Source organism: Dysgonomonas sp. ZJ709, assembly GCF_011039195.1.
Lineage (GTDB): Bacteria > Bacteroidota > Bacteroidia > Bacteroidales > Dysgonomonadaceae > Dysgonomonas.
Genome location: NZ_JAAKEM010000001.1, coordinates 372,897 through 397,875 on the forward strand (window position 1 = coordinate 372,897; position 24,979 = coordinate 397,875).

Consider the following 24,979-nt stretch of genomic DNA (forward strand, 5'->3'; position numbering starts at 1 on the left):
AAGATAATTATAAATTAATAAGTATAACTCAATATAAATATAACACATAACGTAAATATATTGTAAATATTGAAACAAATTTTATGATTAATTGGTTTTATTTTGTCTATTTGAAGTTATATCTGTTAATACTGTGTTTATTTTCTATTTTAGTTTTGTTTCAAAGATAAAATGATATACATTTGCCAGACTTTAGCATAAAAATTGACATAGAAAATATAACGAAATAAAATTAGAATATGTGTGGATTTGTTGGTGCATTTGAATTAACACAAGATATTGATACATTACGTTCTCAAGTCTTGAGAATGGCGAAGAAAGTTCGTCACCGTGGTCCCGATTGGTCGGGTATATACTGTGGTGATAAGACTATTCTTGCCCACGAACGCCTGTCTATTGTAGGCATCGATTCGGGAAATCAACCGTTGTATAGTAAAGATAAAAAACTTGTATTGGCCGTTAATGGCGAAATATATAATCATAAAGAAATTCGAAGCAGATACCCTGAATATGATTTTCAAACACATTCGGATTGTGAAGTGATTTTAGCTTTATATGAAGATAAAGGTGCGGATCTGTTTGAAGACTTGAATGGTATCTATGCATTTGCTTTGTATGATAGCGAAAAAGATGTTTATCTGATAGGTCGCGATCATATGGGGATTATACCATTATATATGGGGTATGACGATTTCGGTCAGTTCTATGTAGCTAGCGAGTTGAAAGCGCTAGAGGGTGTGTGTCCTAATATTAAGGAGTTCTTACCGGGTCATAGTTTATACAGTAAGGATGGGAATAATCCGAAGCAGTGGTATAAACGTGAATGGATGGAGTATGATGGAGTAAAAGATAATAAATCGGATATCGATGAACTTCGCGAGGCTCTTGAGAATTCAGTGCATCGTCAATTGATGTCTGATGTGCCTTATGGTGTATTATTGTCAGGCGGATTAGATTCTTCTATTATTTCTGCGGTTGCGAAGCGATATGCTGCGCGTCGTGTGGAAGATAATAATGAAACAGAGGCTTGGTGGCCACAGCTTCACTCGTTTGCAGTGGGACTGAAAGGTGCGCCGGATTTAGAGGCTGCCAAAAAGGTAGCAGAATATATTGGAACAGTTCATCATGAAATTCATTTCACAGTCGAGGAGGCTTTGGATGCGTTGAGTGATGTGATTTATCATATCGAAACTTACGATGTAACTACAGTTCGTGCTTCTACACCTATGTATCTTTTGGCTCGTTTTATTAAGTCTATGGGTGTGAAGATGGTGCTTTCGGGCGAAGGTGCTGACGAATTGTTCGGTGGTTATCTTTATTTCCACAAAGCGCCAAATGCGAAAGCTTTTCACGAAGAGAATGTTCGTAAATTAGATAATCTTCATCTATATGACTGCTTGCGTGCTAATAAATCGTTGGCAGCATGGGGTGTTGAAGGCCGTGTTCCATTCTTGGATAAAGAATTTATGGACGTTGCAATGCGTCTTAATCCACAAGATAAAATGTGTGGAAACGGTAAAATGGAGAAACATATTCTTCGTAAAGCATTCGAGAGTTATCTACCTGAAAGCGTAGTGTGGCGTCAGAAAGAGCAATTCTCTGATGGTGTTGGTTACAATTGGATCGATACACTTCGTGAAGTTGCTGAAAAGAAAATTACCGACAGGCAAATGGAACATGCATCAGAGCGTTTTCCTATCAATCCGCCTATGTCGAAAGAAGAATATTGGTATCGTACCATGTTTGAAGAGCATTTTCCTTCAGCTTCTGCAGCCCAATGTGTGCCATCGGTGCCGTCGGTAGCTTGTAGTACAGCTGTAGCATTGGAGTGGGATGCCTCATTCAAAAACAGAATAGACCCATCCGGTCGAGCCGTTAAGTCGGTGCATACGGAAGCGTATGAAAAATAAATAGAAAAATAAGGAAGCCCAGGCTTCCTTATTTTTTTGTCTGTTATCAGATGTAATGTGTTTTTAGAAAATTGAAATAACAGAAAGGGTGTAAGAGATATATTGCTGTCAAAAAAACCTTAAACTAATTAAAGGGATAGCATATGATTGATAATGCTTTCTTTTAGATATTTAAATTGTTTGTTGTTTTGACTTTATGATATGTTTTTCTTTGAACTAAAAACAAAAAGTATATTTAATTTGTTAATATAGAAAAAATGTATAGTTTTTTCTTGTGAAATAGAATAATTTGTATGAAATTTGTGTCAGCTTTAAAAGAAATAAAGAAAAGAGTAAGATGAAAGGATTGAAATTTACCAAAATGCAGGGTGCGGGTAACGATTACATATATATTAATGGCTTTACTCAATCCATAGAAAATCCATCTGAAGCGGCAATCAAATTAAGTAATCGTAATTTTGGAATAGGATCGGACGGTCTGGTCTTTATACTTCCTTCCGAAACTTGCGATTTCAGAATGCAAATGTTCAACTCCGACGGCTCAGAAGCGGAAATGTGCGGAAATGCATCCCGATGTGTTGGTAAATATGTATTCGATAATGGTCTTACTACTAAAACAGAGATAACTCTCGAAACCAAGGCAGGTGTAAAGTATCTGTCCCTCCTCGAAGGTGACGAGAAAACACGTAAGGTGAGAGTTGATATGGGCGAACCAATTCTCGAACCTACATTGATCCCCGTAAGCATTGCAGAAGAACCTGTAATTAGCTATCCGTTAAATATAGATGGCAAAACTTGGAAAATAACATGTGTGTCGATGGGCAATCCCCATGCAGTAGTTTTTACAACAGGAATCGATAAGCTAGATTTGCCTCTTATCGGACCCAAGTTTGAAAAACATCCTGTCTTCCCCCGAAAAACAAATACAGAATTTATAGAAGTTGTAGATCGAAATACACTGAATATGCGTGTATGGGAACGTGGTGCAGGCGAAACATTGGCTTGTGGAACAGGTGCGTGTGCCGCAGCAGTTGCCGCAGTTCTTAATGGTCTATGCGATCGTAACATTACGATTCATTTAATAGGTGGAGATCTTCAAATAGAATGGGATGCGGTAAATAACCATGTTTATATGACCGGCGAAGCTGTCACTGTATTCGAGGGCGTAATACTATAAGAGAATAGAAGACTAAAACGATAGAAGAAAAAAGTATTTATAATAAATTTATGGCATTAATAAACGATAATTTCACCAAACTACCCGGAAGCTATCTTTTTTCGGATATAGCTCGTAAGGTAAGTGAGTTTAAAACAGCAAATCCACAATCAGATATTATTCGTTTGGGCATCGGTGACGTAACTAAGCCTCTTCCCCCATCTGTTATAAAGGCAATGCATAAGGCCGTTGATGAAATGGCTGATGCTTCGACATTCAGAGGATATGGTCCGGAACAAGGATATGATTTTTTGGTTAACACTATTCTCGAAAACGATTATAAAGCTTACGGATTAGATATTGCTACAGATGAGATATTTGTAAGCGATGGTTCTAAAAGCGATACCGGCAATATAGGTGATATATTAGGATTGGATAATATCGTAGCTATAACTGATCCTGTTTATCCGGTGTATGTTGATACAAACGTTATGGCTGGTAGAGCAGGCGATTTGCAGGCTAATGGTAAGTGGAGTAAGATTGTTTATTTGCCATGTACAGCCGAAAATGATTTTGTGCCATCATTACCAACCGAAAAAGTTGATATTGTATATCTATGCTATCCTAATAATCCGACAGGAACTACTCTTACCAGAGATCAGTTGAAAGTATGGGTCGATTACGCAATTCAAAATAAAGTGCTTATCCTTTTCGATAGTGCTTATGAAGCATATATTACAGAAAGTGATGTTCCACATAGTATATACGAAATAGAAGGAGCCAAAGAAGTTGCTATTGAATTTCGTAGTTTCTCTAAAACGGCAGGATTTACAGGTACACGTTGTGCCTATACTGTGATTCCTAAAACTGTAATGGGATATACGCAATCGGGCGAAAAGGTTTCGTTCAACAAATTATGGAACAGACGCCATACTACCAAGTTCAATGGCGTACCTTATATTATACAGCGCGCGGCAGAAGCTTGTTATTCATTAGAAGGTAAGAAGGAAGTTAAGGCGACTGTCGATTATTATCTGAATAATGCGAAAATCATAAGAGAAGGTCTTTCTGCTCAGGGCTTAAAAGTTTACGGTGGTATAAATTCTCCGTATATTTGGGTGAAAACGCCAAATGATATGACTTCATGGCAATTTTTCGATTATCTGCTACACGACTTGAATGTGGTCGGTACCCCCGGTGTCGGTTTTGGCCCTAGTGGCGAAGGGTATTTGCGATTGACAGCTTTCGGCTCATTAGAAAATACAAAAGAAGCCGTGAGCAGACTTAAAAATATTTCTATCTAAAAAATATATAACCCAATAAATAATAAATTTTATGTCAAAGTTACGTTTCAAAGCAGTAGCGGCAGCCTCAAATAGGAAACCACTCGAAGTGGTTGCTCCTACTCGTAAAACATCGGAGTATTACGGAGAAAAGGTATTTAATCGTAATGCGATGGCTAAATATCTGTCCAAAGCAACATTCAAAGCTCTTTTTGATGCTATTGATAAAGGATCGACAGTAGATCGTGGTCTTGCTGAGCACGTGGCAGCAGGTATGCGCATGTGGGCTTTAGAAAACGGAGTAACGCATTATACACACTGGTTTCATCCCTTAACCGACGGTACAGCTGAAAAGCATGATGCTTTCGTTGAGCACGATGGGCAAGGTGGTATGATCGAAGAATTTAGTGGGAAATTATTGGCTCAACAAGAGCCCGATGCATCGAGTTTCCCATCGGGAGGACTTCGTAATACATTCGAAGCACGTGGATATTCGGCATGGGATCCATCGTCTCCTGCGTTTATTATGGGTGATACACTTTGTATTCCTACCATCTTTATATCTTATATGGGGGAGGCGCTCGACTATAAGACACCATTATTAAAATCTTTGGCTGCAATAGGTAAGGCAACTGCCGATGTGTGTCATTACTTTAATAAAGATGTTAAATCTGCGATTATTAATTTAGGTTGGGAACAAGAATATTTCTTGGTAGACCAAGATCTTTATTCGGCTCGTCCCGATTTAGCTTTGACAGGCAGAACATTGATGAGTCACGAAAGTGCGAAAAATCAACAATTGGAAGATCATTATTTCGGATCGATTCCGCTACGTGTTCTTAAATTTATGGAAGAATTAGAGTATGAATCGTATGCACTGGGTATCCCTGTGAAAACCCGTCACAACGAGGTTGCTCCTAACCAGTTCGAATTAGCTCCTATTTACGAAGAATGTAATTTGGCTGTAGACCACAACTTGCTACTGATGTCAATAATGGATCAGGTAGCGCGTAAACATTCGTTCCGCGTATTATTCCACGAAAAACCATTCAGAGGAATCAATGGTTCGGGAAAACATAACAACTGGTCGATATGTACAGATACCGGTATCAATTTGTTATCACCGGGAAAAGATAAGGTGGAAAATCTTCGCTTTATTACTTTCGTTGTTAACATACTTGCAGCTGTGCATAAAAATAACGGTTTGTTGAAAGCTTCAATATCTTCGGCAACGAATGCGCATCGTCTTGGTGCTAACGAAGCACCTCCGGCTATTATTTCTGTATTCTTAGGTACACAAGTGAGTGATATTCTTGATAAATTTGAGAAAAGCTCGGTAAAAGATGCGATTGTTGTAGATAACAAAAAGCAAATCAGTCTGGGTGTTGGGCAAATACCTGAGATATTGCTGGATAATACCGACCGTAACCGTACATCTCCATTTGCATTTACAGGAAATCGTTTCGAGTTCCGTGCTGTTGGGTCATCGGCTAACTGTGCATCCGGTATGACTGCTCTTAATGCATCCGTAGCAGAGCAATTAGTTGTTTTCAAATCAGAAGTGGATACTTTGATTAAAGGCGGAAAATCGAAAGAAGAAGCACTTTATGAAGTGTTGAAGAAATATATTAAAGAGTCTCGTCCAATTCGTTTTAATGGTAACGGATATAGCGATGAGTGGAAAGCAGAAGCTAATAAACGTAAACTTGATTGTGAAACAAGTGTTCCTGTTATTTATGATAGCTACACATCTAAGCAAAGTGTGAAAACATTCCACGGTATCCTTTCAGAAGTTGAACTTCATGCTCGTAACGAGGTGAAATGGGAAACTTATGTGAAAAAGATACAGATAGAGTCTCGTGTATTAGGTGATCTTGCTTTAAATCATATTATTCCGGTTGCAATCAGCTACCAATCGATATTGTTGACAAATGTTGCTAAATTGAAAGAAGTATCGTTGGATTACAAACAATTGGGAGCAGAGCAAATGCGTTTGATCGAAAAGATTTCTACACATGTGAATTCTATCAATGCAAAGGTTCATGAAATGGTTGATGCCCGTAAAGCTGCAAACAACATAGAGAGCGAACGTGAAAAAGCAATTGCATACCACGATAATGTGGCTCCTTATTTAGATGAAATCCGTTATCATGTAGATAAGCTGGAATTAATTGTAGATAACGAAATGTGGCCTTTGGCTAAATACAGAGAACTACTGTTTATCAGATAATGATCGATAATCAATTTATGATAAAATAAAATACTCCCGGTTTCAAACAGAAGTCGGGAGTATTTGTTTTATATTGGGTATATAATGATTTATTTTACAACATTGTTGTTTGTTCTTTTGTTATATAAATGTGGTTAAAAGTATATTTTGGTAAGAATAACAAACTTTTTAAAGCAAAAATCATATTTTTATGTTCAAAAACAGTATATTTGTCAATAGAATTAGTTTAGGAGAGTGTCTATTTCTCTTTCATCCTTTATATCAACTAAAAATATGCAAAATTTAAGATCAGCAGCGCAGTACGGTTTATACGACCCTGCTTATGAGCATGACGCTTGCGGGGTAGGAATGGTACTTCATCTGAAGGGGGCCAAGTCTCACACTATAGTTGAGAATGGACTTCGTGTATTGGAGAACATGACCCATCGTGGAGCTGAGAATGCCGATAATAAAACTGGAGATGGTGCAGGTATTATGTTGCAGATACCGCACGAGTTTATATTACTTCAAGGGATAGCTGTCCCAGAGAAAGGTCATTATGGTACAGGTCTCGTCTTCTTGCCTAAAGGTGAAAAAGAAGCTGAGGCATGTATGATTACACTCAAACAATATATCGATAAAGAAAAACTGATACTTTCGGCAGTGCGTGACGTGCCTGTGAATAGTGATATTCTGGGAGAGATGGCATTGGAGAATGAGCCGATGATTAAACAGATATTTGTCGTTGGCGATGAAGGAATGTCTCCGGATGAACTGGAACATAAACTTTATCTTTTACGTAAAAAAATAGAGCGTGAGATAGTTAATTCGACAATCTTCTCGAACGAAACTAAAAGAGCGTTTTATATTGTTAGCTTGTCAACTAAACGTATAATATATAAAGGGATGTTGTCGTCGGAACAATTGCGACACTATTTCCCCGATCTTTTAAATCCGTATCTGACCAGTGCGATTGCTCTGGTACATTCACGTTTCAGTACCAATACATTTCCTACATGGGATTTAGCTCATCCTTTCCGTATGGTGGCTCACAATGGTGAGATTAATACCATAAAAGGTAACCGCCTGTGGATGGAAGCTCGCGAAAGTGTTCTTAAATCAGAACAATTAGGTAATATAAACGAACTTTGGCCTATCGTTCAGCCCTATATGAGTGATAGTGCATCTTTCGATAATGTGCTTGAATTCTTGGTTATGTCTGGTAAATCATTACCCCATGCCATGGCGATGATGATACCTGAATCGTGGAACGATAAGAACCCTATATCAAGCGACTTGAAAGCATTCTACGAATATCATAGTATGTTTATGGAACCTTGGGACGGACCGGCTACGATCTTGTTTACCGATGGTCGTTATGCAGGAGGTTTGTTGGATAGAAACGGACTTCGTCCTGCTCGTTATCTGATGACGCACAATGACATAATGGTAGTTGCTTCCGAAATGGGAGTGTTACCGTTCGAGCCATCTGAAATAAAAGAAAAAGGACGTTTGAAGCCCGGTAAAATGTTAATGATAGATACCGAAACAGGTGCTATCCAATACGATGCAGAGTTGAAAGAAAACTTAGCAAAAGCATATCCATACCGTGAGTGGCTGAATAAAAACAGAATATCGCTCGATGATATATCTTCGGGACGTACTATAAAATACAGTGTAGATAATTATACCAAACTGCTAAAAGCATTCGGATATTATAGAGAGGATATTGAGAATATACTTATTCCGATGGCTAACGATGGCAAAGAACCTACTGCATCGATGGGTAATGATACTCCGGTAGCCGTGTTGTCGGAGAAGCCGCAGCGATTGTTTAACTACTTCCGTCAGCAGTTTGCGCAGGTAACCAATCCGCCTATCGATCCTATTCGTGAAGAGTTGGTGATGTCGTTAGAAGGCTATATCGGTTCACTGCATAAAAATGTGCTCGATCCTATCCCCGAACATACAAAAATGGTGGGGTTATCCAATCCATTTCTATCTAATAGAGAATTGGATTTGTTGGTTCATCTGGGATATAAAGGATTTAAAGCCGAAGTTATACCGATGTTATTCGATCCTAAAGCAGGAACTAAAGGTTTAGAACAAGCGATCGACGAGCTTTGTAAGAAAGTAGAAGAGGCCGTAGATAGCGGTAGCAATTATATTGTTATTAGCGATAGAGGTGTAGATAAAGATCATATCGCGATACCGTCATTGCTTGCAGTATCGGCAGTTCATCATTATTTGGTAGCATGCCGTAAGCGTATGCAGATAGATATAGTTGTAGAATCGGCAGAACCTCGCGAAGTAATGCATTTTGCATTATTGTTTGGTTATGGTGCCAATGCCGTTAACCCATACTTAGCACTGGCAGTGATAGAAGATGTAGTAAAGAAAGGTGATATTCATCTTGATTTCTATACTGCGATGAAGAATTATGTGAAGTCTATCAATAAAGGCTTACTCAAGACAATGTCTAAAATGGGTATCTCTACACTGAAAAGTTATTTAGGTGCTCAGTTGTTTGAAGCAATAGGCATTAGTACAGAGGTTATTGATAAATATTTCGTAGGTACAACCTCCAAGATTGGAGGTATAGACTTAGACGATATTGCACGCGAAGCTATCAATCCTTTCTTCGAAGCATTCGAAGAGGATTTTGAAGATCCTTCGTTAATTAACCAGGGAATATATTCTTGGCGTCGTGATGGAGAAAGGCATGCCTGGAATCCTGAAACAATTTCTAAACTGCAATTGGCCACTCGCTTGGGTAGTTATAAGATGTTCAAAGAATATACGCATTTTATCGATACTAAATCGGAAAAGATATTCTTACGTGATTTCTTAGATTTCGAACCAAGTAAGAAGCCATTAGATATAAAAGCAGTAGAGCCTATATCAGCCATTACAAAACGATTTGTAACAGGCGCTATGTCTTTCGGTTCCATCAGTCGGGAAGCACATGAGGCAATGGCTATTGCCATGAATGCAATCGGTGGAAAGAGTAATACAGGCGAGGGGGGCGAGTTACCAGAACGCTTTGCAACCAACGCACGTTCGTCTATTAAGCAAGTGGCTTCGGGACGTTTTGGTGTCACTACTGAATATTTGGTTAATGCAGATGAAATTCAGATTAAGATAGCTCAGGGCGCAAAACCCGGAGAGGGTGGACAATTGCCCGGATTTAAAGTAGATGATGTGATTGCAAAAACACGTCATTCTATTCCCGGCATATCATTGATATCACCACCGCCACATCACGATATTTATTCTATCGAAGATTTGGCTCAATTGATATTCGATCTTAAAAGTGTTAATCCAAAAGCGCAGATAAGTGTGAAACTTGTTTCTGAAAGTGGAGTAGGTACTATTGCTGCCGGTGTAGCAAAAGCAAAAGCCGATCGTATTGTTATCAGCGGATGCGAAGGGGGTACAGGTGCTAGTCCCGCAAGTTCGATCAAGCATGCAGGTCTTCCTCTCGAAATAGGATTGGCTGAGGTTCAACAAACGCTTGTTTTAAATAATCTTCGTGGACAGATTCGTTTGCAAACGGATGGTCAGTTAAAAACAGGACACGACATAATTGTTGCTGCGATGCTCGGAGCTGAAGAATTTGGTTTTGCTACGAGCGCTCTTATCGTGTTAGGATGTATAATGATGCGTAAGTGTCACTTGAATACTTGCCCCGTAGGAGTGGCTACTCAAAATAAAGAATTGAGAGATAAATTTATCGGAAAAAGCGAATACTTGATCAGCTATTTTAACTTTTTGGCGGAAGAAGTGCGTGAGCACTTGGCTCGATTAGGATTCAAATCATTAGATGAGGTAGTCGGCAGAGCCGATTTATTGGAATATATGAAGAGCGATGCTAATGAGAAAGTGAAGAAGCTTGATTTTTCACGTCTGATGTATTTTCCTATTGAAGCTAAAGAAAACGCTATACATCATATAAAAGATCAGGAGCATAAACTGGACGATGTGCTTGACAGAAGTTTAATAACTACTTCCCGTATAGCTGTCGATAAAAAGATGCCTGTTCAGATGACTAAGGTAATCAGAAATACAGACCGTACAGTTGGAGCAATGCTTTCGGGCGAAATAGCTAAGAAGTATGGAAATGCCGGTCTTCCTGTCGATACAATCCAATGTTCGTTCAAAGGAGCAGCCGGTCAGAGTTTTGGGGCGTTCCTTGCTCATGGAGTAACATTCAGGTTGGAAGGTGATGCGAATGACTATGTAGGTAAAGGTTTATCGGGTGGTAAAATTATTATTGTTCCGCCTGCTGTGTCTACCTTCAAACCCGAAGATAATATCATCGCAGGTAATACATTATTGTATGGTGCTACGTCGGGCGAAATTTATATCAACGGACGAGTAGGTGAGCGCTTCTGTGTTCGCAATAGTGGAGCGATAGCCGTAGTAGAAGGAGCAGGAGATCACTGCTGTGAATATATGACAGGTGGTCGTACGGTTGTCCTTGGTAAAACAGGACGCAACTTCGCCGCCGGAATGAGTGGAGGTGTTGCCTATGTCTATAACATAGATGGCGACTTCGATTATTATTGTAATATGCAAATGGTGGAATTGACATTGATCGAAGATAACTACGACAGTAAAGAACTTCGTCAGTTGATAAACAATCATTATCACTATACAAACAGTCCTCGGGCAAAATATATTCTTGACAATTGGAATACCGAAGTAGAGAAATTTATGAAGGTAACTCCGATAGAATATAAGAAAGTGTTACAAGACGAAAAATTAGAAGCTATCAAAAAGAAAATAGCTCAGGTAGAATTTGACTATTAAGAGGAGGACGATAATTATGGGAAATCCAAAAGCATTTTTAACAGTAAAGAGAAAAGACGCAGGATACCGTCCGGTACAAGATCGTGTCCTTGATTTTAGTGAAGTTGAACAAACTCTAAATACGGAAGACAGACGCGAGCAAGCATCCCGTTGTATGGACTGCGGTATACCGTTTTGTCATTGGGGCTGCCCATTGGGTAATAAAATGCCCGAATGGCAGGATTATATTTATAAAGGAAATTGGAAGTTGGCAGCAGAGGTGTTGATGCAGACGAACGATTTCCCCGAATTTACAGGACGTATTTGTCCTGCGCCATGTGAGAGGTCGTGTGTGCTATCGATTCATCGTGCTCCTGTAACAATCCGTGAGAATGAGGCTGCTGCATTAGAACATGCCTTTAATGATGGATTTATACAGCCGCAAATACCTACTCATCGTACGGGAAAGAAAGTAGCGATAATCGGTTCAGGGCCATCGGGCTTGGCTGTTGCCAATCAATTGAACCGTAAAGGTCATGAAGTGACAGTATATGAAAAGAGTGCTCGTGTTGGTGGCTTACTTCGTTTTGGTATACCTGACTTTAAATTAAATAAGAACGTTATAGATAGGCGTATAAAACTGATGGAAGCCGAAGGCGTGAAATTTGTTACTAACGTTGAGGTTGGCAAAGACATTAAGGGAAAGAACCTGTTAAAGGATAATGATGTTGTTTGTGTTGCTATCGGCTCGCAAGTACCACGTAATCTTCCTGTCGAAGGGCGAGAACTAAAAGGAGTCTATTATGCAATGGAATATCTTACCGTGCAAAATAAGTTAGTGGCTAAAGACGAGATTCCATCTGCTCAGATAATTGATGCCAAAGGTAAGAATGTACTCGTTATCGGTGGTGGAGATACCGGTTCAGACTGTATCGGTACAGCTAATCGACAAGGGGCGGCTAATGTTCTTCAAATAGAGATTATGCCTAAGCCTGCTAAATTAGAGGATATCGAAAACCCTTGGCCTGTGCCATTTCCTGCTGTATTGAAAACATCTTCATCCCATCTCGAAGGTTGTGATCGCCGTTGGTCGCTCAATACAAAGCGATTTATCGGGGAGAATGGTGTATTAACCGGAGTTGAACTTGTTGAGGTTGCATGGGAGAAGGATGAGCAAGGTAAACACGTTATGAAAGAAGTCGGTATTCCCGAGATTCATAAAGTAGATCTCGTGTTTCTGGCTCTAGGCTTTGTTCACCCTATACAAGAAGGTCTCTTGGCCGAAATGAAATTGAAAACCGATGATATTCGCCATAATGTTGTGACGGATGCTAACCGAGCTACCAGTGTAGCTAAAGTATTTGCTACGGGCGACTGTGTCAGCGGACAATCGCTTGTTGTTACAAGTATAGCTTCGGGGCGTAAAACAGCACAACATATCAATGATTACCTGAAAGGATAATCATTACATATCGTATAATTGAAAGACGAATCTTGTTATCAGGGTTCGTCTTTTTTCTTATAATGACTATCTTTACAGTCAAACAATACTTTATCTATGTCGAAATATCTAATAACGAATTGCTCGGTTCTCATTCTGTTTGTCATTCTGATGAGCTCTTGTGGCGTACAAAGATCTTCGCAACCGGGTGCTTTATATGATCCTAAAGAAGTGGCGGACTTATCTAGAAAATTAGGAATTGAACTTAGCAACATCAATAAGGATGATGATAAAAATATGGGTTTATACGCAGAATCTTCTCTTTGGTTAGGTGTTCCTTATCGCTATGGTGGGCAAACACGCAAGGGGTTAGATTGCTCGGGTTTTGCTTCTATCATCTTTCAAAAGGTATATGGTAAAAAACTGCCTCGTTCTACAAACGATCTCGCGGATATGAAAATGCACCACGTTTCGAAGGGGAGCTTGCGGACAGGTGATCTGGTTTTCTTTGCTACAACGGGAAACAAGAAGAAAATAAGTCATGTTGGTATTTATCTTAAAGATGACTGGTTTATTCACGCATCTACATCTAACGGTGTGATTGTGAGCAGCCTTAAGGAGGATTATTATAAGCGAACATGGAAAAAAGGCGGACGTGTTAGGTAATTCTTATAGAACTTAAATTATCTAAAAAAACAACATTATTATAACTCAAATTTTCATTTATTGGTCATAATGTGTATATTCACGAATTCAAAAAAATATTACGCATGTCCTTATCAAACAATACGTCTAAATTCTTCTCCTTACTTTTGGCCTTACTCATAGGTTCAGCATCATCATTCGCAGCAGTAGATGAGACGATGAAAGCACCAAAAGAAAAGAAAAAGACAACTTCAGACGCAACAACATTAACAGCTAAATCCCTTGAACTAATACAATCCTCACAAAATATAGAATTAACTACCCAAAACGGTAATTCAATATACCTTCCCCGCATAGATAAAGTTCTCGTAGATCAACCCAATTCAGCTCTTTCACCAACTAATCTCGCTTTTCATGAAGAAATGTCTGTTGGTACTGTAGCTCTTCAGGCAAAACTTATCGAACAACAAGAAATAAAGGAATTATCCGAAGTATTGGGTGTACGCATAAAAGATGCTAAGAATCTGGATTTATACCGTGAAGTGGCAGATTGGTTAGGTACACGTTATCGCAGAGGCAGTATGAGCCGTAAAGGTGTAGACTGTTCAGGCTTTACGAATATTATTTATAATACCGTTTTCGACAAGAAAATTTCACGTGTAAGTACTCAGATAGCAAAAGACGTGAAAGAGTCTCTTCCTAAAGATGAATTAGAGCCGGGAGATTTAGTATTCTTCTCTACTTTTGGTAAAAAATATATTAACCATGTAGGTGTGTATCTTGGTGATGGGTTGTTTGCTCATGCATCCATCAAAAAAGGTGTTATTGTAAGCTCTTTGATCGAAGGTTATTACAGTAAGACTTGGCGTAAAGGCGGCCGCTTGGATTGAGTTAGATCCGTAAAACAATATAAGAGAGGAGATGCATATGTGTATCTCTTTTTTCTTTTTATAGCAAGAGTAAAACTATTAACCGAAACGAAACATATTTGAGATGAAAATGTTTTATCTTTGAGTAGGTATAGTTCTTATTTGTAGCTATATCACATAGTTGTTACAGAAAATATTAACAGGTCTTAGACCTTAGAATAAAAGATATGAAGAAAAAACTTACAATTGCACTTGTTGCACACGATCATCGTAAAGCCGATATGGTAGAATGGTGTTATTATAACTCAGAGTTCTTGTCTAAACATCACCTTGTTTGTACGGGGACAACAGGTAGTCTTGTTGCTCAATCATTCAAAGAAAAAGGTATTGTAGCTGATATAACTCGCATGAATTCGGGTCCTTTAGGAGGAGATGCCGAAATTGCTGCGATGGTAGTACGTCACGAAGTAGATTTAGCTATCTTCTTGATCGACGACTTGAATCCGCAACCTCATGAAGCCGATATTATGATGCTACTTCGTCAGTGTCGTGTTCATAATGTGCCTATCGCATGTAATCGATATAGCGCGGATCTGATGATTACAAGCACTTTATGGGATGATTCGGATTACCTACCGACTAAACCTAAATATGAAAAATTCGACAGGAAAAAATTCGATGCTTTGTATCGTAAAGTGATGGAATAAAAAGAGCCGGTTAGATTTCTAATCGGCTTTCTTTTTATCTATGTCTAACAGAAGATTATAGGTCGATCTTAATGGATCTCCCTTCGTTGTCGAACGATACAGATGCTGCATCGACTTCGGCATCGAATGTGAATATCTCTGTTGGTATTATTGTGAATGTCCTTTTTTCTTGCCCTTTATTAATCGAATAGTAGATATGCAATGTCTTGTTGTATAGACTTGTACTATCTATTGTTATTGTTGTTTCAAATGGAGTTTCCGGTAGAACAATAGCACCAACCTTTTCCATGTCGAAATTAATTTCGGTCGGAGAGTTTTCCATTGTTTTTGCCGGTTGGAAATTCTTTTCGAATGTTGCCTGATCTAAAATATATACTTTCGGTTCAGTTAGTTTTACCGTTGAGAAATAACCGTCGACCGGATATAGTTGAATCGATGGTTCTGTTTCTATTGTATTTTCAGTAGAAGCCTTTTCTCCTTGGTCTATCGGTTGAGGTGTTTTTGACGAACAACTACTTAATATAAATGCCGAGATAACTGCTAAGAATAGAATTTTATTCATAATTAATCTATTGTTTTTGTTACTATTAGAAGTTAACAATTGAATAATAAATATAGTTTTTTCAATCATTTAATTGAGCGTATTTATTGCCTTTTTTCCAGCACTAAACGGTCACTAACTGTATTTGGAATTTCATCTTCGTAATGTGTTACATAGATAAGAGATTTATCTGCATCGCAAAAATCCTCTATTATCTTTTTTACTCGTTGTTTATTTACTATATCTAACCCATGTAGGGGCTCATCCAGAATAAGCAGATCCGGATTTTTGACAAACACACGCGCTAATAGTATCAGACGTTGTTCGCCCGACGATATATTAAGGAAAGAGACATCTTTGATGTGCTCGATATTGAATATCTTCATCCATTCCAAAGCAACTTTCTCTTGTTCTTCATTGCACTTTCTGTACAACCCGATAGTATCGAAAAAACCGGAACTGACTACATCCAGACATCTCACATTTTTGAGGTAGTAGAGATGCATTTCGGGTGAGACATAACCAATACGTTTTTTTATATCCCAGATGCTTTCTCCCGTTCCACGTTTGCGGTCGAAAAGTGTAATGTCGTTTGCATATGCTTGTGGATTGTCGCCACAGATAAGACTTAGTAATGTCGATTTTCCTGAACCATTGACACCGAGCAGAGCCCATTTCTCACCTCGTTTCACTTGCCAGTCTAAATCTTTAAGTATGGTACGTGCGCCATATCTTATTTGTATGTTTTTTAGTGTTGCAGCATTTTCGAAAGCTAGCCAATCGTTTTTATAATTGTCTTTTAGTTTTTCTATATCGCCTGTCTTAGTTGTTTTAAACAGGTTTTCAATAAATTCTTTGTTGTTACAGAATTCATTTTTGCTTGTTGCAGGATATATATGCTTGTCGCCGATTGGTAAGATATTCGTTATCATATCGGGAATATCTGCCGGATTAGAAAGAACCAGTACAATTTGCAAATGTTCTAAGTTGGATAGACGTGTTAGCAAATCGTTCAAAACAACACGCGAAGCTGCGTCTAAGCCTATAAAAGGATTGTCCAGTATCATTATTCGAGGTCGGGATAGGAGGGAGCGTACAATAAGGAATTTGCGTAATTCTCCACTCGACAACATATTTACTTCCTTTTCCATCAGTTCGGATATTCCAAACCATCCTACCAAGGTGTCAAGCCATGTCTGATCTGCATTTTTCACAAGTTCTTTTACAACAGGAACTACCTGTTCGTCGCCTTTATTCCAACGTTGCTGGTAGTAACTGTTTTGTGTATCAACTATACTATATATGTCACGGAAAGCCACACTTTTAACGACAGAAGAAACAGGCAGATTGTAACCTTTCTCATCTTTACAGATAATTTCACCACTTTTTAAAGCATATTTGCTGAGTAGAATATCTGTCAACAGTGTCTTACCACCTCCGTTTGGCCCTATAATTGCCCAATGCTGTCCGTCTTCTATTTTCCAGTCTATTGGTTTGTCGAATAGCAGCTGTTCGAATCGGGGGACTGCACCCGCTATCTCAATAATTGTTCTTTGCTCCATCTTATATTATAGTTGTTTGCTTATAGGTTTGTTTCAAAAAAGTAACAAAAGTAACACTTTCACCCTGTTATTGAATGTAACCTTTTCTGTTACTTTCAGCGATTTATTTTATATATAGATAAACTTGAAAATATGCTATCTCTTGATTTCGTACCTAATAAAAAGTGTATTGCAAAGGTACAGAAAAAGGGCTATCTTTATATTTTAAAACAAAAATACTATGGCACGAATTACAACAGTTCTTTTCGATTTTGACGGGGTTATTGCTGATACAGAACCTCAATATGATATTTTTTCCGATTGGTTAGCAGAGAAATATAAGTTGGGGATAGCCGATTTTGCATCGTGTGCAAGAGGTGTCACTTTTTCGTACGTATTGGAAAAATATTTCTCTGATTTCACTGATGAGGAGAAAGCTCAGATTGTAAGAGAATCAGATGAATTCGAATTGAAAATGGATTTTCCATTGGTTCCCGGAATATTTGAGTTTATTGCACATCTTAAAAAGAATGGCTACAAAGTGGGGTTGGTAACCAGTTCGCCCGATTTCAAAATGGAGATAGCTTTGGATAAGTTAAACCTAGTCGGGGTATTCGATACGGAAGTTACGGCAAATCGCATAACTCGAGGAAAACCCGATCCTATGTGCTTTCTTTTAGCCGCTAAAGATTTAGGATCACTACCCGAAGAATGTCTTGTCTTCGAAGATTCATTATTCGGGATACAAGCGGCTACAACAGCAGGAATGAAGGTTGTAGGTTTATCTACATCTTTTTCGGTAGAAGAATTGCAAGATAAGGTGCATGACGTGATGCCCGATTTCTCTGACCTACCGAAAGTGATTTCTTATTTATAGTTTTAATATAAAATCAATAATAACAAAAGGCGGCTCTCTATTTCAGACAGTCGCCTTTTGTTAGGACGTTTTTTTCTATACCAAGAAGCAAATTCTAAGCTTTCGTTCTCATTTTCTAATCAAGGCTCTTCATTGGTATTTTTCCATGTATTTATTTCTGCTAAAGAAGTATGAGCTTCATCTCTTATATGGTCTATTTCGAGTGCTGCTTTTTCTACCATCAACTGTGCTTTTTCGGCAACTAATTGGGCGTGTTGTCTGATGTAGTCTATTTGCTTTTCACTCTCGACTTTTAATTTATCGAACTCGTCTTCTATCTCTTGCCTTTTCTTCTTATTATTCCTGTCCATAAAAAAGCCTGCTATAGTAACCAAAATTGTCAATGCCGCAATGATGATTCCAAACAAATCTATAATTTTTGCCATACGGCTTTGTGTTTCAGCAAGACGATTATTTTGTTCTATTATCTTGTCATCTGCTTTATCTTTTTCGTTTTTTAGCTCTGTCAGCTTTTCATCCATCTCTTTTTTTTGAAGTTCAAGTTTCAGATCCACTTCTGTCTGGCTATATGTACTTTGTGCATAAGTAGCTAGACTGATACAAAACACTAGCAGGAACAATATTTTCTTTGTCATAAATTGATTTACTGTAAGTTAAAAATAATATAGAATAGTTCTTTTTAAAAGAACACTTTTTAGAAGCATTTAGTTTTCTCAATCCTATATTTGAAGGATTTGTAATCACCACGCCCCCTCCTGCTCACTGAGAAGGGGGAGGATAATGAGAGAATTACTTCTTTTTTTGCAGAGATTAAGAGGGATAGTTATCTCAGTGTAATTTATGTTCTATTTAAAATTTTGAGACAGCCTCTTTCAGATATAAGAGATATCGTTTAAATCTTATCAGACTCATCGTCTCTCCAGTGTTCCGGTCTGTCAAGTGTGTCGCCACATTTGATCTTTCCTTTACCTACATTTAAACCATCTTCCGAAATCGCTTGCACCATCCAGTATTCACCGTATTCATCAGGAATAGGATAGGGAGCCGGAAATCCTAATTTTTTCGCATGAGGGGTAAAACCATATTTAGGATAATATTCTTTATGTCCCAAAACAAAAATCAATTTTGATCCTTTTTCTTGTAATATTTCGATACCCGCCTTTATTAGCATTCCTCCGATCCCTTGTCTTTGATAGGTTGGTATAACAGCCAATGGGGCTAAGATGTGCATTAAAGGTGAATTCTCTTTATTATCAAACGTTACTTTCGTAAATAAAATATGTCCTACGGCTTCGCCGTTATGAAAAGCAAGTAGCGAAATTATGGGTTCAGCTGTTTCGTCACTCAATAGATCAGCGACCAGTTTTGCTTCTTTATTGTAGCCAAATCCTAATCTTTCTACTCTCATTATACTTTCAAAATCATTTATATTGGTTTCCCTGATTTCGATTTTCAATTGATTTTGTGTGATTTCCTGTCTTATTCTATAATTTTTGTTCATGATTATTGATGCTGTTTATCTTCAAATTATGCGACATGTAGATGTCTCTGATAATCTAAAAAAGTTAAATAAATATACGAAATTATTCTCTGGATGTATTCCAGAGTAAAGCGGAGGGATAACCTGTAAAGAGATTACAGATTATTTACAGCACCAATATAGAATCGTTTGTAGTAAACATAGGCGACAAAGGTATATGTTTTTTGTCAATAATAAGAGAAGTCATATTATTCAAATGTGAGTTTGTAATAAGGAAAGAAACTATATTTTTTTACTTACCCTGTCATTCCGATACGCAGTGAGGAATCTTGACCGCAACTTGTTATAGAATAACAGATTCCTCACTGCGTATCGGAATGACAGGGTAGACGAAAGATAGATCAATTATAAATGATAAACGATGCTTATCTCTGCCTCACGTTATTTTAAATACTGTGCCTCAATAAATCGAAGTTGTTTCTCCAGCATTGAAACATATTTCATATCATATCCATTTTTCGCTGCTTCTTCGATCGGGCGGGAGTAGATGTAATCTATTTCCAATTGACGATGCGAGTCAAAATCCAGTTTCATACTTGGCGAATATGGTGTCATTTTCCGTGTCATATCCATCATTTCATCTGCATACGATTCCGATATAGAGCAGCCTGCACGATTGGCAGCCTGAATAACCTCCAGCATCATTTGATTAATCAGTAAATCGGTATTGATGTTAGTCATCAGTTTATCGGTTGTGGTATTCAATACAACAGTCATTCCATTGAACGGTATATTCCAAACCAGCTTCATCCAGCGTGCTGAATACAATTCTACGATATGCGTTTCAATGTCAGCCTGCCGAAAGTCGCTGTGTACTTTCTCTAATATATCCGTATCAGTGCATGAATAGGAGCCTATATTGAGCTTGCCGTAGTCTAGGTGGGTAATGTGTCCATCACCAGTCTTATTCGAGCAGATAAAGGCTAATCCACCCGCGATACTTAAACTGGGGAAATCTTGCTGTAAATCGGCTTCCAATCCGAATCCGTTTTGTATCAATATAACTACGGTATCTTGATGTAATAGTGGTGGTAGTAAATTTTTTAAAAGCTTGTTGTTTGTCGATTTGAGGCAAACGAATACTACATCACACTTCGGCATATTCGCCGTTTTATTATAGGCTAAAACTGATGGTAGTTTAAAATTTCCATTGACCGAATCTATTTGTAATCCATGCTCTTTCACATAATCATAATCGGAATGGAAAAGAAAGTGTACCTCTTCGCCCGATCGGGCAAGCATACCACCATAGTATCCACCTATTGCTCCCGAACCTATTACTCCATATTTTAATGACATAACTTTTTATTGTAAAGATAAGTAAAAAGTAAAAGCGACTATCTCGATAGAGATAGTCGCTTTCAATATAGTAAGATAATATTATCTTATTTAGTCTTGGAATTTTGCTTTCAAGAACTCACGGTTTAAGCGAGCAATATTGCTGATCGAAATATTCTTAGGGCACTCTACTTCACAAGCTTGTGTGTTAGTACAGTTACCAAAGCCTAGTTCGTCCATTTTACCAACCATTGCTTTCGCACGGCGGGCAGCCTCAACACGTCCTTGAGGAAGTAGTGCTAATTGGCTTACTTTTGCAGAAACGAATAGCATAGCCGATCCGTTTTTACAAGCAGCAACACATGCACCACAACCAATACAAGATGCAGAGTCCATAGCTTCGTCGGCATCTGCTTTCGCAATTGGAATTGCATTAGCATCAGGAATGCCACCTGTATTTACACTAACGTAACCACCTGCTTGCATAATTTGGTCGAAAGCTGTACGATCAACCATCAAGTCGCGGATAACAGGAAATCCTGCCGAACGCCAAGGCTCAATCGTAATAGTTTCACCATCTTTAAATTTACGCATGTGCAACTGACAAGTCGTGATATCCTCGTCCGGTCCGTGAGGATGACCATTTATGTAAAGACTACACATACCGCAAATACCTTCGCGACAGTCGTGGTCGAATACAATTGGTTCTTTTCCGTCATTGATCAAACCTTCATTCAATATATCGAGCATTTCAAGAAATGAGCTTTCGGTAGAAATGCCATCAAGCGGATATGTTTCAAAAGCTCCCTTTACTTTAGGACCTCTTTGACGCCAAACTTTTAATGTTATATTTATTGTTTTATCCATTGTTTCTTAAAGTTACAAGTTACGGGTTACGAGTTACGAGAACTGCAAGGCAGCAACTTATTATTAATAAATAAATTAATCTTTTATACGAGTTTTTATAGACTTTATTAATGAGGATACCATTTTTATAATTTCATTCACTAAGATTTCAACAGACTCTGCTTTATTTTTCTCTAAGAAACCTAATTCTACAGATATAATAACTTGAGTTTCTAATTCAGATGCAGAACCTAGTGCTATATATAAGAATTGTATCAGCTCTTTATCTGAATTTCTGCCACATCCTTCAGCTATATTCGATGGAATTGATACAGAACATCTTCTTAGTTGTGAAACCAAACCAAATTGTTCGGATTTAGGATAAGAATCGGTAATTTCATAAATCGACTTTACTAATTCGATTCCTTTTTGCCAAACAATCAGGTCTTTATGGGTTTTCATCATTTCATCTTTTTGAAGTTACGTATTATTTAATTGTTCTCTCACAATTGGTAACTCGTAACTTGTAACTCGTAACTAAAATTACGCTTTATAGTTACGTTGTTGTCTTACAACAAATTCATAATCAAGAGGCTCTTTGATAAGTTCAGGAGCAGCTTCTTCGCCTGTGTATTTCCAGCACGAAACATAAGAATACAGGTCATCTTGTCTCAATGCTTCACCTTCCGGTGTTTGATACTCTTCACGGAAGTGTCCGCCGCACGACTCATTACGGTTCAAGCCGTCGTAAGCCATTAACAGGCCTATTTCGATAAAGTCGTCAAGACGTAGCGCTTTCTCTAATTCTGTATTCAAATCGCTGGCTTCACCAGGGATGCGAACATTAGACCAAAATTCTTTTTTCACTTCTTTCAGTTCAACGATAGCTTTCTCTAGAGATTCTTTTGTACGTCCCATACCAACATTGTCCCACATGATAAGGCCAAGTTGCTTGTGGATAGAATCTACTGAGCGTTTTCCTTTTATGTTCATTAATTTAGCGACTTTTTCCTTGATTGCATTTTCTGCTTCTTGGAATTCAGGAAGATCAGTACTGAAACGAGGTACAGTAATCTGATCAGCTAAATAATTTTGAATAGTATAAGGCAATACGAAATATCCGTCAGCCAAACCTTGCATAAGAGCCGATGCTCCAAGGCGGTTAGCTCCATGATCAGAGAAGTTAGCTTCTCCAAGAGCATATAGCCCTTTTACAGAAGTCATCAACTCATAATCAACCCAGATACCACCCATTGTGTAATGGATAGCAGGATAAATCATCATCGGAGTTTCGTATGGATTATCATCTACAATTTTTTCATACATTTGGAAAAGGTTACCATATCTGGCTTCTACTGCTGCACGTCCTAAACGTTCGATTGCTGCAGAGAAATCAAGATAAACTGCTAGTCCTGTCGATCCGACACCGAATCCGGCATCACATCTCTCTTTAGCAGCACGTGAAGCAACGTCACGAGGTACAAGGTTACCAAACGCAGGATAGCGTCTTTCCAAGTAGTAATCTCTATCTTCTTCTTTAAGTTGAGTTGGTTTTAATTTACCTGCGCGAATAGCTTCTGCATCTTCTTTCTTTTTGGGAACCCAGATACGGCCATCGTTACGAAGTGATTCCGACATCAAAGTAAGTTTTGATTGGAATTCTCCGTGAACAGGAATACAAGTAGGATGGATTTGAGCGAAGCAAGGGTTTGCAAAGTAAGCACCTTTTTTGTATGCTTGTATCAATGCCGAACCGTTCGATCCCATTGCATTTGTAGAAAGGAAAAATGTATTTCCGTATCCACCTGTAGCGATTACTACTGCATGAGCTGCAAAACGCTCTATCTTACCTGTTGTAAGGTTGCGGGCAAGTATACCTCGTGCACGACCGTCGATCATAACAACATCGACCATTTCGTAACGGGTATAAAGTTTTACTGTGCCTTTGTTTACCTGACGGCTTAGGGCAGAGTATGCGCCTAATAGCAATTGTTGTCCTGTTTGTCCTTTAGCATAGAACGTACGGGAAACCTGAGCTCCACCAAATGAACGGTTGTCTAGAAGACCACCGTATTCGCGTGCAAAAGGAACTCCTTGAGCTACGCATTGGTCGATAATGCTGTTCGCTACTTCGGCAAGGCGATGTACGTTAGCTTCACGAGCACGGTAGTCACCACCTTTTATTGTATCGTAAAACAGACGGTAAACAGAGTCACCATCGTTTTGATAATTTTTTGCTGCATTGATCCCCCCTTGTGCTGCAATAGAGTGAGCACGACGAGGTGAGTCTTGGATACAGAAGTTTAATACATTGAAGCCCATCTCTCCAAGAGATGCTGCTGCCGATGCTCCTGCAAGACCAGTTCCTACTATAATAACATCTAAGCGACGTTTGTTGGCAGGGTTCACCAGTTTTTGGTGAGCTTTATAGTTAGTCCATTTTTCGGCCAATTGACCTTCTGGAATTTTTGAATCTTTCTTCGGATCTAGTATAGTACTCATATCTGTTTTTCTTTTAATCTTTAACAAAAATAATCACAGTCTGCTCAAGCGAATAAGCAAAGTGATTTTGCGTAAAAATAGATGGTTACAAAAGCAAATCCCAGACAAATAACAGTCGCAAGTACTTGTCCGATCACTTTCCAGCGATTCATCCAAATTTTGCTATTCCATCCGATAGTTTGGACAGAGCTCCAGAATCCGTGAGACAAATGGAACCATAGTGCCACATACCATACCAAATAGGCTATTACAACCCATAGGTGACTGAAGTAGTACTTAATAAATGCAGCTCCATCTTGAGGGGAAACCATATTTCCGCCTAGTTCTACTTCGTGATGTCCCATTATTTCAGCAAACATCATTTTGTACCAGAACTGGCTAAAGTGAAGTAACATGAACCCGACAACGATTATGCCCAGCGCTAGCATGTTTTGAGAAGCCCACTCTACGTTTTTAGGACGAGAGTTTACTGCGTAGCGGTCGTTACCACGTGCTTTACGGTTTTGAAGCGTTAAGATAATCGCGTAGATAAAGTGGATTGCAACGATTGCACCCAAACCTGCAGTTGCTGCTACGGCATACCAATTAGCACCTAATAAAGCACAAATGGCATTGTAAGCATCTTCCGAAAACACAGCTGTCACGTTCATCGAGACGTGAAACAACAAAAATAAGACAAGAACGATGCCTGAAATACTCATTATCAGCTTCTTGCCAATAGAAGATTTAAGTAACCAACTCATAAATTAAATTTGTTTTAGTTATTTTAGAATAGTTAATTTTTTAGTTGTCGATATAGAAAATAAACATAAGCTATCGGTTTTTTCTATTACCTTACAAAAG

Annotated in this window: 19 protein-coding genes; 10 read left to right on the forward strand and 9 right to left on the reverse strand. The window is 38.4% G+C overall.

The window, feature by feature from the left end:
* The first annotated feature begins 239 nt into the window (after positions 1-239).
* From asnB to G7Y56_RS01740, 9 genes are all read left to right on the forward strand, one after another.
* Complete coding sequence (asnB, locus tag G7Y56_RS01700) at positions 240-1,910, forward strand: asparagine synthase B (RefSeq protein ID WP_165020586.1); 1,671 nt, start codon at positions 240-242, stop codon at positions 1,908-1,910.
* A gap of 337 nt (positions 1,911-2,247) precedes the next feature.
* Positions 2,248-3,087: a diaminopimelate epimerase gene (dapF, locus tag G7Y56_RS01705; protein WP_165040519.1), complete on the forward strand. Its 840-nt coding sequence runs from the start codon at positions 2,248-2,250 to the stop codon at positions 3,085-3,087.
* A 50-nt stretch (positions 3,088-3,137) separates the two neighbouring features.
* Complete coding sequence (locus G7Y56_RS01710) at positions 3,138-4,370, forward strand: LL-diaminopimelate aminotransferase (RefSeq protein ID WP_165040521.1); 1,233 nt, start codon at positions 3,138-3,140, stop codon at positions 4,368-4,370.
* Between the two features lie 31 nt (positions 4,371-4,401).
* Entirely contained in the window at positions 4,402-6,579 is a 2,178-nt protein-coding gene (locus tag G7Y56_RS01715; RefSeq protein WP_165040523.1) for a glutamine synthetase III, read from the forward strand.
* Positions 6,580-6,852: 273 nt separating this feature from the next.
* Positions 6,853-11,370 carry a glutamate synthase large subunit gene (gltB, locus tag G7Y56_RS01720; protein WP_165040525.1) on the forward strand — a complete coding sequence of 1,506 codons (4,518 nt, stop codon included), beginning with the start codon at positions 6,853-6,855 and terminating at the stop codon, positions 11,368-11,370.
* A gap of 16 nt (positions 11,371-11,386) precedes the next feature.
* Complete coding sequence (locus G7Y56_RS01725) at positions 11,387-12,811, forward strand: glutamate synthase subunit beta (RefSeq protein WP_165020591.1); 1,425 nt, start codon at positions 11,387-11,389, stop codon at positions 12,809-12,811.
* A 96-nt stretch (positions 12,812-12,907) separates the two neighbouring features.
* On the forward strand, positions 12,908-13,456 hold the full coding sequence (locus tag G7Y56_RS01730; RefSeq protein ID WP_165040527.1) for a C40 family peptidase: 549 nt from the start codon (positions 12,908-12,910) through the stop codon (positions 13,454-13,456).
* A gap of 104 nt (positions 13,457-13,560) precedes the next feature.
* Positions 13,561-14,325, forward strand: coding sequence for a C40 family peptidase (locus G7Y56_RS01735; protein WP_165020593.1), 765 nt, complete (start codon positions 13,561-13,563; stop codon positions 14,323-14,325).
* A gap of 206 nt (positions 14,326-14,531) precedes the next feature.
* Positions 14,532-15,011, forward strand: a complete 480-nt coding sequence (locus tag G7Y56_RS01740) for a methylglyoxal synthase (RefSeq protein WP_165020594.1) — start codon at positions 14,532-14,534, stop codon at positions 15,009-15,011.
* 55 nt (positions 15,012-15,066) lie between these two features.
* Here the strand turns inward: G7Y56_RS01740 and G7Y56_RS01745 are convergent, their stop codons facing one another.
* Positions 15,067-15,573, reverse strand: a complete 507-nt coding sequence (locus G7Y56_RS01745; protein WP_165040529.1) for a hypothetical protein — start codon at positions 15,571-15,573, stop codon at positions 15,067-15,069.
* Positions 15,574-15,656: 83 nt separating this feature from the next.
* Positions 15,657-17,114 (reverse strand): ATP-binding cassette domain-containing protein, encoded by a 1,458-nt coding sequence (locus G7Y56_RS01750; protein WP_165040531.1) that lies wholly within the window; start codon positions 17,112-17,114, stop codon positions 15,657-15,659.
* Between the two features lie 220 nt (positions 17,115-17,334).
* On the opposite strand from G7Y56_RS01750, the gene G7Y56_RS01755 reads away from it, so the two are divergent.
* A complete protein-coding gene (locus G7Y56_RS01755; protein WP_165020597.1) occupies positions 17,335-17,970 on the forward strand; it encodes an HAD family phosphatase in 636 nt (211 codons plus the stop codon).
* A gap of 119 nt (positions 17,971-18,089) precedes the next feature.
* Here the strand turns inward: G7Y56_RS01755 and G7Y56_RS01760 are convergent, their stop codons facing one another.
* From G7Y56_RS01760 to G7Y56_RS01790, 7 genes are all read right to left on the reverse strand, one after another.
* Entirely contained in the window at positions 18,090-18,605 is a 516-nt protein-coding gene (locus tag G7Y56_RS01760) for a hypothetical protein (RefSeq protein ID WP_165020598.1), read from the reverse strand.
* A gap of 257 nt (positions 18,606-18,862) precedes the next feature.
* On the reverse strand, positions 18,863-19,471 hold the full coding sequence (locus G7Y56_RS01765) for a GNAT family N-acetyltransferase (RefSeq protein WP_165040534.1): 609 nt from the start codon (positions 19,469-19,471) through the stop codon (positions 18,863-18,865).
* A 420-nt stretch (positions 19,472-19,891) separates the two neighbouring features.
* Positions 19,892-20,809 carry a putative 2-dehydropantoate 2-reductase gene (locus tag G7Y56_RS01770; RefSeq protein ID WP_165040536.1) on the reverse strand — a complete coding sequence of 306 codons (918 nt, stop codon included), beginning with the start codon at positions 20,807-20,809 and terminating at the stop codon, positions 19,892-19,894.
* Between the two features lie 90 nt (positions 20,810-20,899).
* Positions 20,900-21,655 carry a succinate dehydrogenase/fumarate reductase iron-sulfur subunit gene (locus tag G7Y56_RS01775; RefSeq protein WP_165020601.1) on the reverse strand — a complete coding sequence of 252 codons (756 nt, stop codon included), beginning with the start codon at positions 21,653-21,655 and terminating at the stop codon, positions 20,900-20,902.
* 75 nt (positions 21,656-21,730) lie between these two features.
* On the reverse strand, positions 21,731-22,096 hold the full coding sequence (locus G7Y56_RS01780) for a four helix bundle protein (RefSeq protein WP_165020874.1): 366 nt from the start codon (positions 22,094-22,096) through the stop codon (positions 21,731-21,733).
* A gap of 81 nt (positions 22,097-22,177) precedes the next feature.
* Positions 22,178-24,136 (reverse strand): fumarate reductase/succinate dehydrogenase flavoprotein subunit, encoded by a 1,959-nt coding sequence (locus tag G7Y56_RS01785; RefSeq protein WP_165040538.1) that lies wholly within the window; start codon positions 24,134-24,136, stop codon positions 22,178-22,180.
* A gap of 44 nt (positions 24,137-24,180) precedes the next feature.
* Positions 24,181-24,879 (reverse strand): succinate dehydrogenase cytochrome b subunit, encoded by a 699-nt coding sequence (locus G7Y56_RS01790; protein WP_165020603.1) that lies wholly within the window; start codon positions 24,877-24,879, stop codon positions 24,181-24,183.
* Between the last annotated feature and the right edge of the window lie 100 nt (positions 24,880-24,979).

Excerpts from the sequence above, each read along its gene's own strand:
- asnB (WP_165020586.1), top strand. The coding sequence starts at position 240 with ATGTGTGGATTTGTTGGTGCATTTGAATTAACACAAGATATTGATACA.
- dapF (WP_165040519.1), top strand. The coding sequence starts at position 2,248 with ATGAAAGGATTGAAATTTACCAAAATGCAGGGTGCGGGTAACGATTAC.
- G7Y56_RS01710 (WP_165040521.1), top strand. The coding sequence starts at position 3,138 with ATGGCATTAATAAACGATAATTTCACCAAACTACCCGGAAGCTATCTT.
- G7Y56_RS01715 (WP_165040523.1), top strand. The coding sequence starts at position 4,402 with ATGTCAAAGTTACGTTTCAAAGCAGTAGCGGCAGCCTCAAATAGGAAA.
- gltB (WP_165040525.1), top strand. The coding sequence starts at position 6,853 with ATGCAAAATTTAAGATCAGCAGCGCAGTACGGTTTATACGACCCTGCT.
- G7Y56_RS01725 (WP_165020591.1), top strand. The coding sequence starts at position 11,387 with ATGGGAAATCCAAAAGCATTTTTAACAGTAAAGAGAAAAGACGCAGGA.
- G7Y56_RS01730 (WP_165040527.1), top strand. The coding sequence starts at position 12,908 with ATGTCGAAATATCTAATAACGAATTGCTCGGTTCTCATTCTGTTTGTC.
- G7Y56_RS01735 (WP_165020593.1), top strand. The coding sequence starts at position 13,561 with ATGTCCTTATCAAACAATACGTCTAAATTCTTCTCCTTACTTTTGGCC.
- G7Y56_RS01740 (WP_165020594.1), top strand. The coding sequence starts at position 14,532 with ATGAAGAAAAAACTTACAATTGCACTTGTTGCACACGATCATCGTAAA.
- G7Y56_RS01745 (WP_165040529.1), bottom strand. The coding sequence starts at position 15,573 with ATGAATAAAATTCTATTCTTAGCAGTTATCTCGGCATTTATATTAAGT.
- G7Y56_RS01750 (WP_165040531.1), bottom strand. The coding sequence starts at position 17,114 with ATGGAGCAAAGAACAATTATTGAGATAGCGGGTGCAGTCCCCCGATTC.
- G7Y56_RS01755 (WP_165020597.1), top strand. The coding sequence starts at position 17,335 with ATGGCACGAATTACAACAGTTCTTTTCGATTTTGACGGGGTTATTGCT.
- G7Y56_RS01760 (WP_165020598.1), bottom strand. The coding sequence starts at position 18,605 with ATGACAAAGAAAATATTGTTCCTGCTAGTGTTTTGTATCAGTCTAGCT.
- G7Y56_RS01765 (WP_165040534.1), bottom strand. The coding sequence starts at position 19,471 with ATGAACAAAAATTATAGAATAAGACAGGAAATCACACAAAATCAATTG.
- G7Y56_RS01770 (WP_165040536.1), bottom strand. The coding sequence starts at position 20,809 with ATGTCATTAAAATATGGAGTAATAGGTTCGGGAGCAATAGGTGGATAC.
- G7Y56_RS01775 (WP_165020601.1), bottom strand. The coding sequence starts at position 21,655 with ATGGATAAAACAATAAATATAACATTAAAAGTTTGGCGTCAAAGAGGT.
- G7Y56_RS01780 (WP_165020874.1), bottom strand. The coding sequence starts at position 22,096 with ATGAAAACCCATAAAGACCTGATTGTTTGGCAAAAAGGAATCGAATTA.
- G7Y56_RS01785 (WP_165040538.1), bottom strand. The coding sequence starts at position 24,136 with ATGAGTACTATACTAGATCCGAAGAAAGATTCAAAAATTCCAGAAGGT.
- G7Y56_RS01790 (WP_165020603.1), bottom strand. The coding sequence starts at position 24,879 with ATGAGTTGGTTACTTAAATCTTCTATTGGCAAGAAGCTGATAATGAGT.